Annotated in this window: 18 protein-coding genes; 15 read left to right on the top strand and 3 right to left on the bottom strand. The window is 61.6% G+C overall.

From position 1 onward, the window contains the following. On the top strand, positions 1-197 hold a 197-nt coding region (locus tag NKH98_RS30710; RefSeq protein WP_352904047.1), incomplete at its 5' end, for a porin. 440 nt (positions 198-637) lie between these two features. Here NKH98_RS30710 and NKH98_RS30705 read toward each other — a convergent pair. After that, positions 638-2,290, bottom strand: coding sequence for a tetratricopeptide repeat-containing sulfotransferase family protein (locus NKH98_RS30705; protein ID WP_352904046.1), 1,653 nt, complete (start codon positions 2,288-2,290; stop codon positions 638-640). 120 nt (positions 2,291-2,410) lie between these two features. Here NKH98_RS30705 and NKH98_RS30700 point away from each other — a divergent pair, with 120 nt between their 5' ends. From NKH98_RS30700 to NKH98_RS30655, 10 genes are all read left to right on the top strand, one after another. After that, positions 2,411-3,517 carry a pyridoxal phosphate-dependent aminotransferase gene (locus NKH98_RS30700; RefSeq protein ID WP_352904045.1) on the top strand — a complete coding sequence of 369 codons (1,107 nt, stop codon included), beginning with the start codon at positions 2,411-2,413 and terminating at the stop codon, positions 3,515-3,517. Between the two features lie 90 nt (positions 3,518-3,607). Next, the gene (locus tag NKH98_RS30695; RefSeq protein WP_352904044.1) at positions 3,608-3,886 is read left to right on the top strand and encodes an acylphosphatase; all 279 of its coding nucleotides are present in this window, start codon (positions 3,608-3,610) and stop codon (positions 3,884-3,886) included. 130 nt (positions 3,887-4,016) lie between these two features. Beyond that, positions 4,017-4,679, top strand: a complete 663-nt coding sequence (locus NKH98_RS30690; RefSeq protein ID WP_352904043.1) for a TetR/AcrR family transcriptional regulator — start codon at positions 4,017-4,019, stop codon at positions 4,677-4,679. A 48-nt stretch (positions 4,680-4,727) separates the two neighbouring features. Then, positions 4,728-5,891, top strand: coding sequence for an isovaleryl-CoA dehydrogenase (locus tag NKH98_RS30685; RefSeq protein ID WP_352904042.1), 1,164 nt, complete (start codon positions 4,728-4,730; stop codon positions 5,889-5,891). 82 nt (positions 5,892-5,973) lie between these two features. Then, on the top strand, positions 5,974-6,366 hold the full coding sequence (locus NKH98_RS30680; protein WP_352805710.1) for an AbrB/MazE/SpoVT family DNA-binding domain-containing protein: 393 nt from the start codon (positions 5,974-5,976) through the stop codon (positions 6,364-6,366). Then, a complete protein-coding gene (locus tag NKH98_RS30675; protein WP_352480311.1) occupies positions 6,363-6,746 on the top strand; it encodes a type II toxin-antitoxin system VapC family toxin in 384 nt (127 codons plus the stop codon). Before NKH98_RS30680 ends, NKH98_RS30675 begins: the two co-directional genes overlap by 4 nt. A gap of 4 nt (positions 6,747-6,750) precedes the next feature. Continuing rightward, a complete protein-coding gene (locus NKH98_RS30670) occupies positions 6,751-8,358 on the top strand; it encodes a carboxyl transferase domain-containing protein (protein WP_352904041.1) in 1,608 nt (535 codons plus the stop codon). A 1-nt stretch (position 8,359) separates the two neighbouring features. Then, positions 8,360-8,890, top strand: coding sequence for an O-acetyl-ADP-ribose deacetylase (locus tag NKH98_RS30665; RefSeq protein WP_352904040.1), 531 nt, complete (start codon positions 8,360-8,362; stop codon positions 8,888-8,890). 106 nt (positions 8,891-8,996) lie between these two features. After that, positions 8,997-9,371: a hypothetical protein gene (locus tag NKH98_RS30660; RefSeq protein ID WP_352904039.1), complete on the top strand. Its 375-nt coding sequence runs from the start codon at positions 8,997-8,999 to the stop codon at positions 9,369-9,371. Positions 9,372-9,420: 49 nt separating this feature from the next. Then, positions 9,421-11,406, top strand: a complete 1,986-nt coding sequence (locus NKH98_RS30655) for an acetyl/propionyl/methylcrotonyl-CoA carboxylase subunit alpha (RefSeq protein ID WP_352904038.1) — start codon at positions 9,421-9,423, stop codon at positions 11,404-11,406. Between the two features lie 82 nt (positions 11,407-11,488). Here the strand turns inward: NKH98_RS30655 and NKH98_RS30650 are convergent, their stop codons facing one another. Further along, complete coding sequence (locus NKH98_RS30650) at positions 11,489-12,610, bottom strand: branched-chain amino acid ABC transporter substrate-binding protein (RefSeq protein WP_254819977.1); 1,122 nt, start codon at positions 12,608-12,610, stop codon at positions 11,489-11,491. 377 nt (positions 12,611-12,987) lie between these two features. Beyond that, on the bottom strand, positions 12,988-13,254 hold the full coding sequence (locus NKH98_RS30645; protein ID WP_115145099.1) for an SEL1-like repeat protein: 267 nt from the start codon (positions 13,252-13,254) through the stop codon (positions 12,988-12,990). 458 nt (positions 13,255-13,712) lie between these two features. Between NKH98_RS30645 and NKH98_RS30640 the strand changes: the two genes are divergently transcribed. The 4 genes from NKH98_RS30640 (at position 13,713) to NKH98_RS30625 (ending at position 16,229) form a co-directional block, all read left to right on the top strand. Next, entirely contained in the window at positions 13,713-14,057 is a 345-nt protein-coding gene (locus NKH98_RS30640) for a DUF2147 domain-containing protein (RefSeq protein ID WP_352647268.1), read from the top strand. Positions 14,058-14,263: 206 nt separating this feature from the next. Beyond that, positions 14,264-14,416, top strand: coding sequence for a hypothetical protein (locus NKH98_RS30635; protein ID WP_023718367.1), 153 nt, complete (start codon positions 14,264-14,266; stop codon positions 14,414-14,416). A 30-nt stretch (positions 14,417-14,446) separates the two neighbouring features. After that, positions 14,447-14,641: a hypothetical protein gene (locus tag NKH98_RS30630; protein WP_352904037.1), complete on the top strand. Its 195-nt coding sequence runs from the start codon at positions 14,447-14,449 to the stop codon at positions 14,639-14,641. An 85-nt stretch (positions 14,642-14,726) separates the two neighbouring features. Beyond that, positions 14,727-16,229, top strand: coding sequence for an AMP nucleosidase (locus tag NKH98_RS30625; RefSeq protein ID WP_352802373.1), 1,503 nt, complete (start codon positions 14,727-14,729; stop codon positions 16,227-16,229). The last annotated feature ends 26 nt before the right edge of the window (positions 16,230-16,255 follow it).

Below are 16,255 nucleotides of genomic sequence, written 5' to 3'. Positions count from 1 at the left end.
AGGCGTCGTATGACGACGACAAGAACCTCGGCATCGCGGCGAATGTCGCCTACGATATCGTCCCCGGTCTGACGATCACGGCCGAAGTCGACTACCTGCACGCAGGCAAGTTCGATGACGCGGACTTCTCTAATTGGACCAATGCCGACAAGAAGAATAGCGTCGGCGGCCTCCTCCGTTTCCAGCGCTCATTCTAATAAGTTCGACCTGACAAAAGCGAAACCCGGCGGGCAACCGCCGGGTTTTTTCGTGTCGGGAGGCTGTCAAGGACGTAACGCATGGCGCCGCCCACGGCGGCCATGGGCGTTTTCTGCTGGATCAGCCTTCATCTGCTACAGTGGCCTTCAATTGCCAATGTCAAACCCCGACGATCGGCCATCAGCGACCATGCCGTTCATCCCAGTGCGGAGCGACGCGAAGCGGAGCGCAGACCGTGGGATGACGAAGCGAGGGGCGTTTCGGCCAATCTCGAGGATTGCAGTTTGCTACTGAAAGGAGCCATCGACGTTCATTGCCGATTGACCCGATCTGTCAAAAAATCGCTGAGCGGTGCCGGCCGCAAGCTAGAAAATCGGTCAGCCACCCTATGCGATCTAAAACTTCGCAATTCGCACAATGCGGACCCGCCGACCTCAACTCAAGTCTCTGCGAGATCGCCTAGCGACTGAATCAACGGCTGAATCGAGCTCTCGTAATTTTTCCAACGTTTGACAGACGTCCGATAGATCGGTTGACGAACCTGCCAGCGACTCAGCGTGTTGACCGAGCCGTCCTTGTCGAAAAAGCGCAGGCAGGCTTCGTCCCAGGGCAAACCAAGATGATGGATGAGACGGCGTGACTGCGTGTCCTGATCCGCAACCAACGTTTCGTAGCGGCTTTCAAAAATACGACCTGGAAAGACCTTGTGCCAATGCTGCATCAGGCGATGATACTCTCGGTAGTATAGCCCCAGTGTCTGCAGGTCGGCGTTGTAGCTGTGTTCCTTGTTAAAATTCAAAACAAAGCAGGAGAGGCAATTGTCGATGGCATCGCGGCGGCAATGAATGATGCGGGCGTTGGGAAAGAGAATCCCGATGAGCCCGATAAGCTCGAAATTATGAGGCATCTTGTCGACAATGCGCAGCGCCGCAGGCGCGTGTTGACGCAGGTAGCACAGATAATCTTCGGCCAGCGTTCTCGACTGGTCCCTCGTCATCGACATGACCGAACTGCGGAAGGCCTCGTCCGACTGTGTTCTGAAACCCATCGAGTTCGCGATCCGCCGCAGCTTCGTAAGCTCCCCGGCGCCATGAGCATCCGGATGGCTCGCGCAGATTTGCTCAGTCAGCGTCGTCCCCGACCGGGGCATGCCGAGTACAAATACAGGCACTGTGGATGGACTGCCGTAGCCGGCCTTGGTTTCCAACATTGACGGGTTGAATATCTCGATGATGGAATCGACACTGCGGCGGTGGGATTCCAGGTCGAAATCATGGCCAGCGGCCGTTTTCGCCTTTTGGAAGTGATCCATCGCCTCTTCATACCGCTGAAGATCATTCAGCACTTTGCCTGCGGCGTGATGGAGCTGTTGCGCTGCATTTGCGGCAAGCTTTGGATCGGCGAGTTCGCTAAGGATGGATGCGAGTTCGGGCGGCTCTTCGGCAAATTTGCGCGTGTTGACTAGGCCATTGTAGGCTGCCCCAAGCTCGACGCGACGTTCGATTGCCTCCTTCAGGCAGGCCCTGGCGTCGTCCATGCGACCGAGGCTGGTGAGCGCGTTGGCCAGACCCGTTCGGACCATAGGATGAATGCTATTGATCTTGAGCGCTTTCTCGTAGAGCGGTAAAGCCATGGCGGCCTTGTCGGAGCTGACGTAAGCGCGCCCTAATCCGCAAAGCGCTTCCACCAGATCTGGCTTCAATTCGCAGGCGCGCTGCAGATGTTTCATCGCAAGGAAGCTGTCCCCGACCGTCAGATAGGCCTCGCCTAGACTGAGGTGGAAATGCGGATTTTGAGGCGCCTGACCTACAGCTCGCGCAAGATATTGGATGGCCAATTCATCATCGAAACCGAGCCCTAGGGTCCCGAGGATGTACAGCGAAAGGGGATGGTTGGGCGTGCGCGCCAGGACGCGGTGACACAGCTCCTCGGCTTCAGACAACCGCTTGGCTTGCTGGAGTTCGAGCGCCTGCCTCAGCAGCATGTCGTCGGCTTGCGCGCGCGACAGCGGGTTCACCCTCGGCAATTCCGCTTTCGGCGCAGGTCGGCCCTTTAGATGCTTGGAGAAGGCGGGCGGCAGTCGGCTGCTCATCGTGCCTCGCTAGCAAAAAGATCCGCGAGAATCCAGCCTGACTGTTGCCGCCCGCTGCGGAACTTGCGCAGACCAAGCTGGCAGGCTAGCAAGAAGGCCCCTTTTTAACGAGCCTTTGCCATGCGCCCTCCCCTTACACCGCTCATCGCCGCGCTTCCCTCCACGGTGCCGTTTGTCGGCCCGGAGGCGCAGGAGCGTGATCGCGGCCGCGCCTTTCGCGCCCGCATCGGCGCCAATGAGAGCAGCTTTGGCCCTTCGCCGCGCGTCGTTACCCGCATGGCCGGGATTGCCGGCGACATGTGGATGTATTGCGACCCCGATAATCACGATTTGAAGGTAGCCGTAGCCAGGCATCTCGGCGTCGGCGCCGACAACGTCGTCGTCGGCGAAGGCATAGACGGGCTGCTCAGCCTGGTTGCGCGCATGTATGTGGCGCCCGGCGACGCGGTGGTGACCTCGCGCGGCGCCTATCCGACCTTCAACTTTCATGTTGCCGGCGTCGGCGGCCGATTGGTCGCAGTGCCCTACGAGAACGATCGGGAAAACCTCGACGGCCTGCTGGCTGCGGTCGCCAGGGAGAAGGCGCCACTGGTCTACCTGTCCAACCCGGACAATCCGATGGGCAGCTGGTGGGAAGCCGCCGAGCTCAGCCGCTTCATCGACGCGTTGCCGCAGACCACGATGCTGGTGCTCGACGAAGCCTATGGCGAATTAGGGCCCGCGTCGGCGCTGCCGCCGATCGATGTCGCGCGGCCGAACGTCATCCGCATGCGCACTTTCTCCAAGGCCTATGGGCTGGCCGGCATACGCTGCGGCTATGCGGTGACTGAGGCCCAAGTGATTCGCGATTTCGAGAAGATCCGCAATCACTACGGCGTCAGCCGCATGGCGCAGATCGCCGGCGTCGAGGCGCTTGCCGATCAGGCCTGGCTGGAAAGCGTGATGGCGCGGGTCGCTGCCGGCCGCCAACGCATTGCCGCAATAGCCGAGGCGAACGGGCTGAAGCCGCTGGCTTCGGCGACCAATTTCGTCACCATCGATTGCGGCCGCGACGGCGCCTTCGCGCTGAAGGTGCTGCAGGCGTTGTTGTCGCGCGACGTCTTCATCCGCAAGCCGATGGTGCCGGTGCTCGATCGCTGCATCCGGGTCAGCGTCGGCCTCGACCATGAGCTCGACATTTTTGCCGAGGAACTGCCCGGCGCACTGGCGGCAGCACGGGGGAACTGAAGAGCCTTCGCCTTATGTGGCTGACCGGCGGCAGCGTGGTTGAATTTGCACGGCGATGCGCCAGACTCGACTCAGAGGATGGAGAGCGCGATGACCGACCGGACTGTACAGGTACGCATATATGGCAAGGTGCAAGGCGTCAGCTACCGGGTCTGGGCGCGGCGCGAGGCATCGGCGCTTGGCCTCGCCGGGTGGGTGCGCAACGAAGTTGACGGCTCGGTGACAGCCTTGATTGCCGGGACCGGTGCGGCGGTCTCGACAATGATCGAACGACTTTGGCAAGGACCCCCAAGGGCAGCAGTTTCGAAGGTCGACGTCGAGGAGATCGAGGCTCGCGACAAGTCCGCGGGTTTCAGGATTGTTGCCTAGCAAAGCACGATCCTGCTCATTCGCTTCCATCGCACAAAAGTCCCGGGTGCAGATAGAGCAAACCTGAAGCCATCGCCAGATATGCCTCGGCCCTTGAATTAATTGAACGTTTGTTTTATTGCTTTGCGTTATGGCGCGTACGACCGGTTCCCACGGAGAAAAGACAGAAGCTGCGGTCCGCGAGGCGGCGGTCAGCCTGATTGCGCGTCTCGGCTACGAGGCGATGTCGATGCGCCAGCTGGCGGCCGAGGTTGGCGTCCAGGCAGCGGCGCTCTATCGCTATTTTCCGACCAAGCAGGACCTTCTGTTCACGCTGATGCGCGAGCATATGGAAGGCTTGATCGAGGCGTGGCGCGCAACACGCCCTGTCGGCGCCGATCCGGCAACCCGGCTTGCCGCCTATGTCGAAAACCACATCGCTTTCCATATCGAGCGCCGCCATTCCACCCATGTCTCGAACATGGAGCTGCGCAGCCTGTCGCACGAAAAACTCACGCAGATCCTGCGCATGCGCACGGCCTACGAGAAGGAGCTGCGCGCCATCCTGCGCGACGGCGTCGAAGCGGGCTTATTCAGCATCGAAGACACAGGGCTCACCGCCATGGCGCTGATCCAGATGATGACCGGCGTCATCGTCTGGTTCCGGCCGGGCGAACGGCTGTCGATCGCCGAAGTCACCGCTACATATCTAGCAATGACAATGCGGCTTGTCGGAGCAAAGAGCGATGGCGCGAGGACGAGCCACGGCACTGTGCGTCCATTCGAGCGCGCAAAGGACGCTCTAGCACTTTGATTTCGCGCATGATCCCGATTTTCGGGGTCGTGCGCCGGGAGGAACGGCATGTACACGCATACGCTCAACTTCGGGCTTGACGAAGATATCGAGGCGCTGCGCGACCTGGTGCGGCGCTTCGCCCAAGAGAAAATCGCGCCGCTAGCCGCCGAGATCGACCGCTCGAACGAATTCCCGGCGCATCTGTGGGTGGAGCTCGGCGGGCTCGGCCTGCTCGGCATCACCGCCGATCCCGATTTCGGCGGCAGCGGTATGGGCTACCTCGCCCATGTCGTGGCGATGGAGGAGATTTCCCGCGCTTCGGCCTCGGTCGGCCTCTCCTACGGCGCCCATTCCAACCTCTGCGTCAACCAGATCAATCGCTGGGCGACGCAGGCGCAGAAGGAAAAATATCTGCCTTCGCTCTGCAGCGGCGGAAAGGTCGGCGCACTTGCGATGTCGGAATCGGGTGCCGGTTCCGATGTGGTGTCGCTGCGCCTGCGCGCCGAAAAGCGCAACGACCGCTATGTGCTCAACGGCACCAAGATGTGGATCACCAACGGACCGGATGCCGAGACGCTGGTCGTCTACGCCAAGACCGATCCGGAACTCAATTCGCGCGGCATCACCGCTTTCATCGTCGAGAAAGCCTTTGCCGGTTTTTCCGTGGCGCAAAAGCTCGACAAGCTCGGTATGCGCGGCTCGAACACTGGCGAGCTGGTGTTTGAGAATGTCGAAGTGCCGTTCGACAATGTGCTGCACGAGGAAGGGCGCGGCGTCGAGGTGCTGATGTCGGGCCTCGACTACGAACGCGCCGTGCTGGCCGGCGGGCCGATCGGGCTGATGGCGGCGTGCCTCGACGTGGCGATACCTTACGTGCACGAGCGCAAGCAGTTCGGCCAGCCAATCGGCGAATTCCAGCTGGTGCAAGGCAAGCTCGCCGACATGTATGCGACGATGAACGCGGCACGCGCTTACGTCTACGCCGTAGCCGCCGCCTGCGATCGCGGTGAGACGGCCCGCAAGGATGCTGCCGCCTGTATCCTCTTCGCCGCCGAAAAGGCGACGCTGATGGCGCTCGACGCCATTCAGCTTTTGGGCGGCAACGGCTACATCAACGACTACCCGACCGGCCGGCTGCTGCGCGACGCCAAGCTCTACGAGATCGGCGCCGGCACCAGCGAAATCCGTCGTTGGCTGATCGGGCGGGAAATCATGGCGGAGAGCGCCTAATGGCATCCTTTTGAGCTTTTGCCAGAAGCCATACGATGTGGCATATTTTAGAATACGTGCCACAATATAGGCGAGGCGTACGATGGCGGGCAGAACGGGAAAGTCCGGATTTGACGAAGATCAGCAAGCACAACTCGATGCCAGCGCTCGCAAAACGCCGCTTAGGGTTCCGGCGAAACGCGAGCGTGTTAAACTTGGCGAGGGCGGGCGCTTCGTCATCCCTGCTGCGATGCGCGAGGAGATGGGCGTGAAGCCTGGCGAGGAGATGATCCTGCATGTCGAAAACGGCGAGCTGCGGGTAAGATCGTGGCTGCAGAATCTGCGACGCGTCCAGGCCGAATTGTCGGCGCTGAAACAGCCCGGTGAAAGCGTCGTCGACGAATTTCTGAAGGAGCGGCGGGAAGAGCAGCGTCGAAGCGACAAGCGTCTCGACCGGCTTCACGCCGAAGGGACGACAGGAAAGCGGGCGAAATGAAGCCCTACGTCATGGACAGTTCGGCGGCACTCGCAATCCTGCTCAACGAGCAAGGCACCGATAGTGCTTTGGGGTTCGCGCCGGATGCACAATGCAGTTCGGTCAATGCGGCCGAAATCATTGCCAAACTGATCGACAAGGGACGCAGCATGGAACAGGCCGCGGACGACCTCGCCAGTCTCGGCATGCCGATCGCCGTTTTCGACGAAGCGATGGGCATCGCCGCCGGGCAGCTTCGCCAACTGACGCGGCATCGCGGCCTGTCGTTGGGCGATCGGGCCTGCCTCGCGCTGGCAATTCGCGAGAACGCCATTGCCGTCACCGCTGATCGCGATTGGAGCGACCTCGATGTCGGCTGCAAGATCGAGCTGATCCGGTAGCGCCATGGCCCCCCTCACCTCGCAGATCTCGCCCGCCTCCGACACCTTCCGCGCCAATGCCGAGCGCATGCGGGCGCTGGTCGCCAATATTTCGGAAAAAGCCGCCGACATCGAGCGCGGTGGCTCGGAAGAGGCGCGAGAGCGCCACGTCTCCCGCGGCAAGCTCCTGCCGCGGCAACGTCTCGCCCAATTGCTCGATACCGGCTCGCCCTTCCTCGAAATCGGCCAGTTCGCGGCATGGTCGATGTATGGCGAGGACATCCCGTCGGCCGGTCTCATCGCCGGCATCGGGCGCGTCGAAGGCACCGAAGTGATGGTCGTCGTCAACGACGCCACGGTGAAGGGCGGCACCTATTATCCGCTGACGGTGAAGAAGCATCTGCGTGCACAGGAAATCGCGCTGCAGAACAATCTGCCTTGCGTCTATCTGGTCGACAGCGGCGGCGCCAATCTGCCCAATCAGGACGAGGTGTTTCCCGACCGCGATCATTTCGGCCGCATCTTCTATAACCAGGCCAACATGTCGGCCGCCGGCATTCCGCAGATCGCCTGCGTCATGGGGTCGTGCACTGCCGGCGGCGCCTATGTGCCTGCGATGTCGGACGAGACAATCATGGTGCGCAACCAGGCAACCATCTTTCTCGGCGGCCCGCCGCTGGTGAAGGCGGCCACCGGCGAGGACGTCACCGCCGAGGACCTCGGTGGCGCCGACGTGCACACAAGGCTTTCCGGCGTTGCCGACCACTATGCGCTCGACGACGAGCATGCGCTGGCAATATGCCGGCGTATCGTCAAAAACCTGAATCGGAACAAGACTGTAAGCCTAGCCTTACAGAAATCGGTTCCGCCGCTTCACGATCCACATGAACTCTACGGCATCGTGCCGACGGATCTGCGCCAGCCCTACGACGTACGCGAGGTAATCGCCCGCACCGTCGACGGCTCCGAATTCGATGAGTTCAAGCAGAATTATGGCACCACGCTGGTCACCGGTTTTGCCCATCTCAGCGGCATGCCGGTCGGCATCATCGCCAACAATGGCGTGCTGTTTTCGGAAAGCGCGCTAAAGGGCGCGCATTTCATCGAGCTGTGCTGCCAGCGCAGGATCCCGCTGATTTTCCTGCAGAACATCACCGGCTTCATGGTCGGGCGGAAATACGAGGCCGGCGGCATCGCCAAGGACGGCGCCAAGCTGGTCATGGCGGTCGCAACGGCCAAGGTGCCGAAGATAACCGTGATCATCGGCGGCTCGTTCGGCGCCGGCAATTACGGTATGTGCGGACGCGCCTATTCGCCACGCTTCCTGTGGATGTGGCCGAATGCCCGCATTTCGGTGATGGGCGGCGAGCAGGCGGCAACGGTGCTGGCCGTGGTCAAGCGCGAAGGCATCGAGCGCAAGGGCGGGGAATGGAGCGCCGAGGAGGAGGCGAAATTCAAGAAGCCGATCCTGATGAAATACGAGCATGAAGGCCACCCGCTCTATTCGTCGGCAAGGCTCTGGGACGACGGCATCATCGACCCGGCCAAGACCCGCGAAGTGCTGGCGCTCAGCCTTTCGGCCGCGCTCAACGCCGAGATCGAAGAGACAAGGTTCGGCGTGTTCAGGATGTGAGATGAGCGAAATCGGCCAGAGGATTCGTATTCAAACCGGCGACATCACGAAGCTGGCGGTCGATGCCATCGTCAACGCCGCCAACACCTCTCTTCTCGGAGGGGGCGGCGTCGACGGCGCTATCCACCGCGCGGCCGGCCCCGAGCTTGTGGCAGAATGCCGGACCTTGCATGGCTGCAAGGTCGGAGACGCAAAAATCACCAAGGGCTACAGACTGCCCGCGCGCTACGTCATTCATACGGTCGGGCCGGTCTGGCAAGGTGGCAGCAAAGGAGAAGCCGAACTGCTCGCCTCCTGCTATCGCCGGGCGCTCGAAATCGCCGCCGCAAAGGACTGCCGGGCGGTGGCGTTTCCAGCGATCTCGACCGGGGCCTACCGCTACCCAAAGGATCAGGCGACGCAAATTGCTGTCGGTACCGTGAGCGCCTTCATCGGCCAGAACATCGTTCCGGAAACCGTCATTTTCTGCTGCTTCGACGAGCCGACGGCCGAATTGTATCAACGGGTCGTTGCCGCACTCGGCAAAGCGTGATCCACAGCCATGAGAAATCTGCAGACCCATTTTCAGTCATCCCACTGGCCATACAGAAAAATTGCGGCTATTGCTGTTTTTCAAACTCAATGGGGCTTGGGCGAAGGTGAAACAGCAACTTTTCCAGAAAACTACTGCCGCAATACTTTCGGGGTTACTTATATTAGCTGCACCAGGCACTGGCGCGGCGGGATCGCTGGCCGGAAGCGAAGGCGACAAGCGCTTTTCACCACTTCTGCCTGGCAGCGCCAAGGACGAGTGCACCAAGGCCTACAAGGCCTATGTCGCTGCAAGCGGCCATTCGGCATACGCCACGACGTCTTTCGTGCGGGTCAGGGACGGTTACGTCCTGTGTGGCGCCCACTACAACGCCTCGTCGCAAAAGGCGGCAGAGGCCATGGCGATCAAATCCTGCCAGAGCGCACGGGCGTACTACAAGGTGGCGGCCAGCGGCAACTGTCAGATCGCGGCTTCGAAGTAGACGGGCAAACGCCGATCCGGGATTGCCCGCGCCAAATCCGGGAGGCCCGATGTTCGCCAAGATCCTGATCGCCAACCGTGGCGAGATCGCCTGCCGGGTGGTCCGCACGGCAAGCAGGATGGGTGTGCGCAGCGTCGCCGTCTATTCCGATGCCGACGCTCACGCCTTGCATGTCGAAATGGCCGACGAAGCGGTGCATATCGGCGCCTCTCCCGCCAACGAAAGCTATCTGCGCGGCGACAAGATCATTACAGCGGCCTTGGCCACAGGTGCCGAGGCCATCCATCCGGGCTACGGCTTTCTTTCGGAAAACCCCGAATTCGTCGACCAGGTCGCGGCCGCTGGGCTGATCTTCATTGGGCCGTCGGCGGCCTCGATCCGTGCCATGGGACTGAAGGACGCGGCCAAGCGGCTGATGGAAAAGTCCGGCGTGCCTGTCGTTCCGGGCTACCATGGCGAAGCGCAGGAGATCGTGTTGCTCGCCTCCAAGGCGCGCGAGATCGGCTACCCCGTATTGATCAAGGCGCGCGCCGGCGGCGGCGGCAAGGGCATGCGGCGTGTCGAGCATCCCGATGATTTTTCGGAAGCACTGTCGGGCGCGCGGCGCGAGGCGAAAGCCGCGTTCGGTGACGACCGCGTCTTGGTGGAAAAATATGTCGATAAGCCGCGCCACATCGAAGTGCAGGTGTTTGGTGACAATTTCGGCAACGCCGTACATCTTCACGAACGTGACTGCTCGGCGCAGCGCCGCCATCAGAAGGTGATCGAGGAGGCGCCTGCCCCCGGCATGACGCCGGCACTGCGCAAGGCGATGACCGAGGCGGCGGTGAAAGCCGCCAAGGCAATTCACTATTCCGGCGCCGGCACCATCGAGTTCATCGTCGATGCCTCGCAAGGTCTGAAGGCCGACCGTTTCTGGTTCATGGAAATGAACACCCGCCTTCAGGTCGAGCACCCCGTTACCGAAATGGTCACCGGCATCGACTTGGTCGAGTGGCAGTTGCGGGTAGCCTCCGGGGAAAAACTGCCGAAGACGCAGAGCGAGATCGCGCTCTCCGGCCACGCCTTCGAGGCGCGCATCTATGCCGAGGACGCGGCAAGAGGGTTTTTACCGGCGACCGGCACCTTGCACCATTTGAAATTTCCGCAGCCAGCACCGGAAGGTGCGACCATGCGCATCGAAACCGGCGTGCGCGCCGGCGATGCGATTTCGCCGTTTTACGACCCGATGATCGCCAAGCTGATCGTCCATGGCAAGGACAGACGGGCGGCGCTCACGGCACTTGGCGAGGCGCTGTCGCAGACCGAAATCGCCGGCTCGACCGTCAACACTGGCTTTCTTGCCGCGCTGGCCGCTGATGCAGCTTTTGCGGCGGGCGATCTCGATACCGGCCTGATCTCCAGGCATCAGCAGGCGTTGACGGCGGTTGCGCCGCCGAGCGGTGAGACGATTGCCGCCGCGGCACTTGCCGCGTCCGGTGCGCGCGACATGCCGTCCTCGGACGATCCCTGGTTGTCGCTGGCCGGCTATGCGCATTTCCACGCTGTAGTGCGGCGCATGCTGCTGAAGTTTGGCGAGCAGGAGATCGTCGCGCGCGTGTCGGTGCGGCCGGACAGACGGTTCGAGGTGGCGCTGGAAGCGCCCTATGACAGCGTCAATACGCATGATCTCCGTACCGCCCCTCGCCTCGCCCGCTGGCCGGGCCACGTCACCGTCTTCGAGGGCGCTATCGGCTACGATTTTGCGGTGCCGGACCCGCTGGCGCGAGCCGACGAAGCCGCCGCTTCCGGCAGCCTGCGCGCGCCGATGCCGGGCCTGGTCAAATTGGTGCGTGCGGCAAAAGGCGAGGCCGTGATCAAGGGCCAGCCGCTGCTGATACTGGAGGCGATGAAGATGGAGCACACCATTGCCGCCCCCCATGACGGGCTTATTGCCGAGATCGCCGCCGAAGGCGCGCAGGTCACAGACGGAACCGTGCTGGTGCGCTTTGCCGAGGAACCACAGCTGACCGCAGTTTCCTTATCCACGAAGTGATCCCGAGCGCGTCACAAAAGGCACCGCAAAGATGAAAATGGCCAGGTTCGACCCGGCCATTTTCAATTACAACATAGTTCTATCAGGGCTGGATCGGCGCGTATTTGCCGTCATGCCACTGGTTGATGTCGTAGCTGGCGTTCTTGAGGTCGCCCTTCTCGTCGAAGGTGACCGGCCCGACAACCGTGCTGATCGGCTGGCCGTTCTTCAACGCCTCGGCGACCTTGGCCGGGTCGTCGCTGCCGGCGCGCTTGATGCCCTCGGCGAATGCCTGGATCACGGCATAGGAAAACAGCGTGAAGCCCTCCGGCACGAAGCCGCCGGCCTTGATCTTGGCGATGGCTTCCTTGGCTTCGGGCTTCGACTGCGGATCCGATGGGAAGACGAACATGGTGCCTTCGCCGGCCGGACCGGCAACCTGCCAGAATTCCGGCGAAGCGATCGAGTCCGGCATGATCAACTGGAACTTGAGGTTCTGCTCCGCCGACTGGCGCAGGATGAGGCCGGCTTCGGGGTGATAGCCGCCGAAATAGACGACGTCAGCCTTCAGCTCCTTGAGCTTGGTAACAAGCGCGGAATAGTCCTTCTCGCCAGCGTTGATGCCCTCGTAGAGGATTTCATTGAGACCGTTCTGGTTCATCGTTGCCTTGACGGCATCGGCCACGCCCTGCCCATAGGCGCTCTTGTCGTGCAGGATGACGACTTTCTTGCCGGCATATTTCTTGGCGATCCAGGGACCGATGAAAGCGCCCTGCGCATCGTCGCGCGTATAGAGGCGCATGATCGTCGGCCAGCCCGCCTTCGCCGCTGCGTCGGTCAACACGGGGTTCGAGGAAGCCGGACTCATCATCAGCGCACCGGCTTCTGCGTAGACAGCGGAGGCCGGGATGCTGGAGCCCGAGCAGGCGTGGCCATCGATGAACTTGACACCATTGGCGATGATGCGGTTGGCGACCGAAACCGCCTGCTTCGGATCGCACTGATCATCCTCGATGTCGAGCTTGATCTGGCGACCGTCGACGCCGCCAGCCGCGTTGATCGCGTCGGCGGCGGCTTGCGCGCCTTGCTTGAACTGATCGCCGATGGTGGCAAGCTGCCCGGTCATCGGTCCGACCACCGAAAAGGTGATGTCGTCGGCGAAGGCGAGCGGCGCGGTCATCATCAGGCCAAATATGGCTGCGCTCAAAATACTGAATTTCTTCATGGTAACATAACTCCTCCACTCTCGCGCAGCCGCCCGGCCGCGCCTCTTCCAGAGTGGCGGGAGAATTTCATCCTTCGCCGGAGCTGTCTAGACGCATCGTCGGCGCTCGATTGGGCCTGTAACATGCGGTCCCAAAGACAAAGCCGCGCCAGCCCTGTTCCGGCCGGTCGCGGCTTTTGCCATTGAGCTTGCCGGCGCATCCGCGCCGGAACCCGCTGGCCTTCCCTGTCTGTTGCACGGCTCGGCCTGATCAGCCTGCCGTGTTCTTGGTTTTGACTTGGTCGGCCATCTTGCGCGGCCTCTTTTTTTTCGGGGCCAGCCCGTCTGCGCGGCCTTGACCCGAAGCGTCCCTGTCAGTGAACTCAGTGCCGGCGAATTCAGTGCATCGTCATCCATTCGCGGGCTTCGCGCAGCGCCCTGGCGATCTCGACTTTCGACATGGCGGCCGACAATTCAGAACGCAGTTCCGCGGCGCGGGCCGAACCCTTGATCGCGGCGATGTTGAACCATTTGTGGGCGGCGACGACATCGGTCTCGCAATCGCGGCCGGTCGCATACATCATGCCCAACTCGAAAAGGATATCGGCCTGGGCAGTTGCCCCCATGGCGCCGAAGCCGGCTTCAAGCATTTCAAAACGTGCCATTTCAAATCCCCTGTTCTGGCTCCCGAGAGCTGTCTCCGTCTGTCCCTCGGTGTCCTTGATTACCTTCGGGGGCGGCCGCTCTTTCGATGCTTTCGAGAATGCCGCGGAGGCTTGAATCCGTCGTTAAATGGCGTGCTTAATTTGAGGAAAACAAAGCTAAAACAAGAGGTAAACGTGAAAATTCGTTAAGGATACAAAGCCAGCAACTGCGCCAGTTTGCACAAAATTTGAAGAAAACTTGCGAGGCGCGGATCAAGACTCCGCTAACCACACAAGACAAAGACGTGTGCGGCCCGTTTCATTTTTCGCCGGCGCGGCCGTTCGGGAGCGGGCAAAAGCCCGCAACCCTTCCGTCGCGGCACCGCTTTTGTTTTTCCGGGAGCTGGACTAGCTTACGTTTGCGTAAGGGCAGACGGCCGGGACGGAGCCCGATTGGACTTGCCTGAGGGAGGAAAGACATGTTTCGACACGTGAGCCTGGCCCTCGCGGCCGCAATAATGATGACCGGCGCGGCATGGGCCGATCCGATCGAAGGCAATTGGAAAACGCAAGCCGGAGCGACTGCCGCCATTTCGGGTGGCGGCGGGGCATTTTCGATTACGCTCAAATCCGGCAAATTTGCCGGCAAGAACATCGGTTCACTGAAGGTGGCCGGCGACAACAAATATGCCGGCACCATAACCGACCCCGAAACCGACAAGACCTATTCGGGCAAGGCTTCGCTTTCCGGCAGTTCGCTCAAAATGAGCGGCTGCGTGTTCGGCGGGCTGATCTGCAAGAGCCAGACCTGGCACAAGCTCTGATCGTGCCATTCCTGCCGGGGTGCGCGGGGCCAGTCGGCCCCGTTTTCATATATCGGTCTCGCAGCCGCGGCTCGCCATAGGTCACTGCTTTCAAGGCGGCCCGCCCAGAGATCATCAACCATTTTGAACCCCAGATGAACGCCGCCATCAGAGCCGGTTCAGCCTGGGCAAGGCATTGTCATGCGTGTTGAAGGAGACACCGCGCGATGCTTGCCCGCCGCTTCACCATCGTCTGCCTGCTGATGAGCCTGTTCGGCATGTTGTTCGCCGTCCTTGTCGCCGAAGCCGGCCGGCCGGCCCGCGCCTGGGACGTGGCCATTTCCTGCCGGCTCGGTTGCCCGAACCAGCTTCGCCACTGAACCCGACAGCGAGATATTGAAACCCACGCCATGACCCGCCTCACCGCCAATGTCGCCAAGATCCTTCGGCTTCTGCCGCGGACGGCACTCATCCTGACGCTTCTGGCGGCCCCGGTCCTGGCCGTGCCGACGATGCGCGCCGATGCCGGTTCGACCATTGAGGCGCCTGCGCTGAGAAAGGCCGGCGTCGGCTTTGTGCTGCTGGTCAGCTTGCGGCGAGGCTAGGCCGCCGGAAAGAAAACCGCCGACAGCGCGTTTTGAGACCGCCTTACCCCCTCCCAACTGCGCGCCCAACTCTCTATATTGGGTCATGGAAAAGCGAATCTATCCTCAAGCCATTGAATCGGTCGTCACGCCGGAGCCGTTCGGCCGACAGAGCTTCAACGATGCCAAGAAGGCGGTCGCGGCCCTGCAGGTGCTTTACGACCGCAACACCAAGTTCCTGCGCGATTCATTTGCCGCGCTCGCCGCGGGTGGCGACAACAACAAACGCTACCGGGCCTTCTATCCGGAGATCGGCGTCACCACGAGTTCGTTCACCCAAATCGACTCGAGGCAGGCCTATGGTCACATGCCGACGCCGGGGCATTTCTCAACCACAATCACCCAGCCTGCTCTTTTCGAGAGCTATCTCACCGAACAGCTTCGGCTGATCATGCGCAACCACGGTGTTCCGGTCACGGTTTCGGAATCGACCACTCCCATCCCCCTGCATTTCGCCTTTCTCGAAGGCACGCATGTCGACGGTTCCGCCGCGGAACGCATCAAACGGCCGATCCGTGACCTGTTCGACGTGCCGGATCTCGACGGCACCGACGACCAGATCGCCAACGGTACATTTGAAGTGGGATTGGGCGAGGCACGGCCGCTGGCGCCGTTCACGGCACAACGGATCGACTATTCGCTGCATCGGATGTCGCACTATACGGCGACCAGTCCCCAGCATTTCCAGAACTTCGTGCTGTTCACCAACTACCAGTTCTACATCGACGAATTCGTCGCCCGTGCACGCGAATTGATGGCCGATGGCGGTGACGGATATGTAGAGTTCGTCGAGCCGGGCAATATCGTGACCAAAGTGGGCGACAGCGCGCCTGGTGAGGGTGCTGCGCCCCCTCGCCTGCCGCAGATGCCGGCCTATCATCTGAAGAAGCCGAATCATGGCGGCATCACCATGGTCAATATCGGCGTTGGACCTTCCAACGCCAAGACCATCACCGACCATATTGCGGTGCTCCGGCCGCATGCCTGGGTGATGCTCGGCCATTGCGCCGGCCTGCGCAACACGCAGGCGCTGGGCGATTATGTGCTGGCACACGCCTACGTTCGGGAAGACCATGTCCTCGACGACGATCTTCCGGTCTGGGTGCCGATCCCGCCGCTGGCTGAAATCCAAGTGGCGCTGCAGGAAGCGGTCGCCGAGGTCACCGGGCTTTCCGGCTACGACCTCAAGCGCATCATGCGCACCGGCACCGTCGCCACCATCGACAACCGCAACTGGGAGCTGCGCGACCAGCGCGGGCCGGTGCAGCGGCTGTCGCAGTCGCGGGCGATCGCGCTCGATATGGAATCGGCAACGATCGCCGCCAACGGCTTCCGCTTCCGGGTTCCCTATGGCACGCTGCTTTGCGTATCCGACAAGCCGCTGCATGGCGAATTGAAGCTGCCCGGCATGGCGACCGAGTTCTACAAGCGGCAAGTGGCGCAGCACCTGACCATCGGCATCAGGGCGATGGAGAAGCTGGCTGAAATGCCGATGGAGCGACTGCATTCGCGCAAGCTCAGGAGCTTTTCGGAAACGGCCTTCCAGTAAATGCCGAATCGCATGTGTCGGCCCGG

This window comes from Mesorhizobium sp. M0833, from assembly GCF_040319905.1.
In the GTDB taxonomy this organism is placed as follows: domain Bacteria; phylum Pseudomonadota; class Alphaproteobacteria; order Rhizobiales; family Rhizobiaceae; genus Mesorhizobium.
This window is presented reverse-complemented; position numbering and strand designations above follow the sequence as displayed.

Bases quoted from the DNA above. Each gene is read 5' to 3' on its own strand.
- NKH98_RS30705 (WP_352904046.1), bottom strand. From the start codon at position 2,290: ATGAGCAGCCGACTGCCGCCCGCCTTCTCCAAGCATCTAAAGGGCCGA.
- NKH98_RS30700 (WP_352904045.1), top strand. From the start codon at position 2,411: ATGCGCCCTCCCCTTACACCGCTCATCGCCGCGCTTCCCTCCACGGTG.
- NKH98_RS30695 (WP_352904044.1), top strand. From the start codon at position 3,608: ATGACCGACCGGACTGTACAGGTACGCATATATGGCAAGGTGCAAGGC.
- NKH98_RS30690 (WP_352904043.1), top strand. From the start codon at position 4,017: ATGGCGCGTACGACCGGTTCCCACGGAGAAAAGACAGAAGCTGCGGTC.
- NKH98_RS30685 (WP_352904042.1), top strand. From the start codon at position 4,728: ATGTACACGCATACGCTCAACTTCGGGCTTGACGAAGATATCGAGGCG.
- NKH98_RS30680 (WP_352805710.1), top strand. From the start codon at position 5,974: ATGGCGGGCAGAACGGGAAAGTCCGGATTTGACGAAGATCAGCAAGCA.
- NKH98_RS30675 (WP_352480311.1), top strand. From the start codon at position 6,363: ATGAAGCCCTACGTCATGGACAGTTCGGCGGCACTCGCAATCCTGCTC.
- NKH98_RS30670 (WP_352904041.1), top strand. From the start codon at position 6,751: ATGGCCCCCCTCACCTCGCAGATCTCGCCCGCCTCCGACACCTTCCGC.
- NKH98_RS30665 (WP_352904040.1), top strand. From the start codon at position 8,360: ATGAGCGAAATCGGCCAGAGGATTCGTATTCAAACCGGCGACATCACG.
- NKH98_RS30655 (WP_352904038.1), top strand. From the start codon at position 9,421: ATGTTCGCCAAGATCCTGATCGCCAACCGTGGCGAGATCGCCTGCCGG.
- NKH98_RS30650 (WP_254819977.1), bottom strand. From the start codon at position 12,610: ATGAAGAAATTCAGTATTTTGAGCGCAGCCATATTTGGCCTGATGATG.
- NKH98_RS30645 (WP_115145099.1), bottom strand. From the start codon at position 13,254: ATGGCACGTTTTGAAATGCTTGAAGCCGGCTTCGGCGCCATGGGGGCA.
- NKH98_RS30640 (WP_352647268.1), top strand. From the start codon at position 13,713: ATGTTTCGACACGTGAGCCTGGCCCTCGCGGCCGCAATAATGATGACC.
- NKH98_RS30635 (WP_023718367.1), top strand. From the start codon at position 14,264: ATGCTTGCCCGCCGCTTCACCATCGTCTGCCTGCTGATGAGCCTGTTC.
- NKH98_RS30630 (WP_352904037.1), top strand. From the start codon at position 14,447: ATGACCCGCCTCACCGCCAATGTCGCCAAGATCCTTCGGCTTCTGCCG.
- NKH98_RS30625 (WP_352802373.1), top strand. From the start codon at position 14,727: ATGGAAAAGCGAATCTATCCTCAAGCCATTGAATCGGTCGTCACGCCG.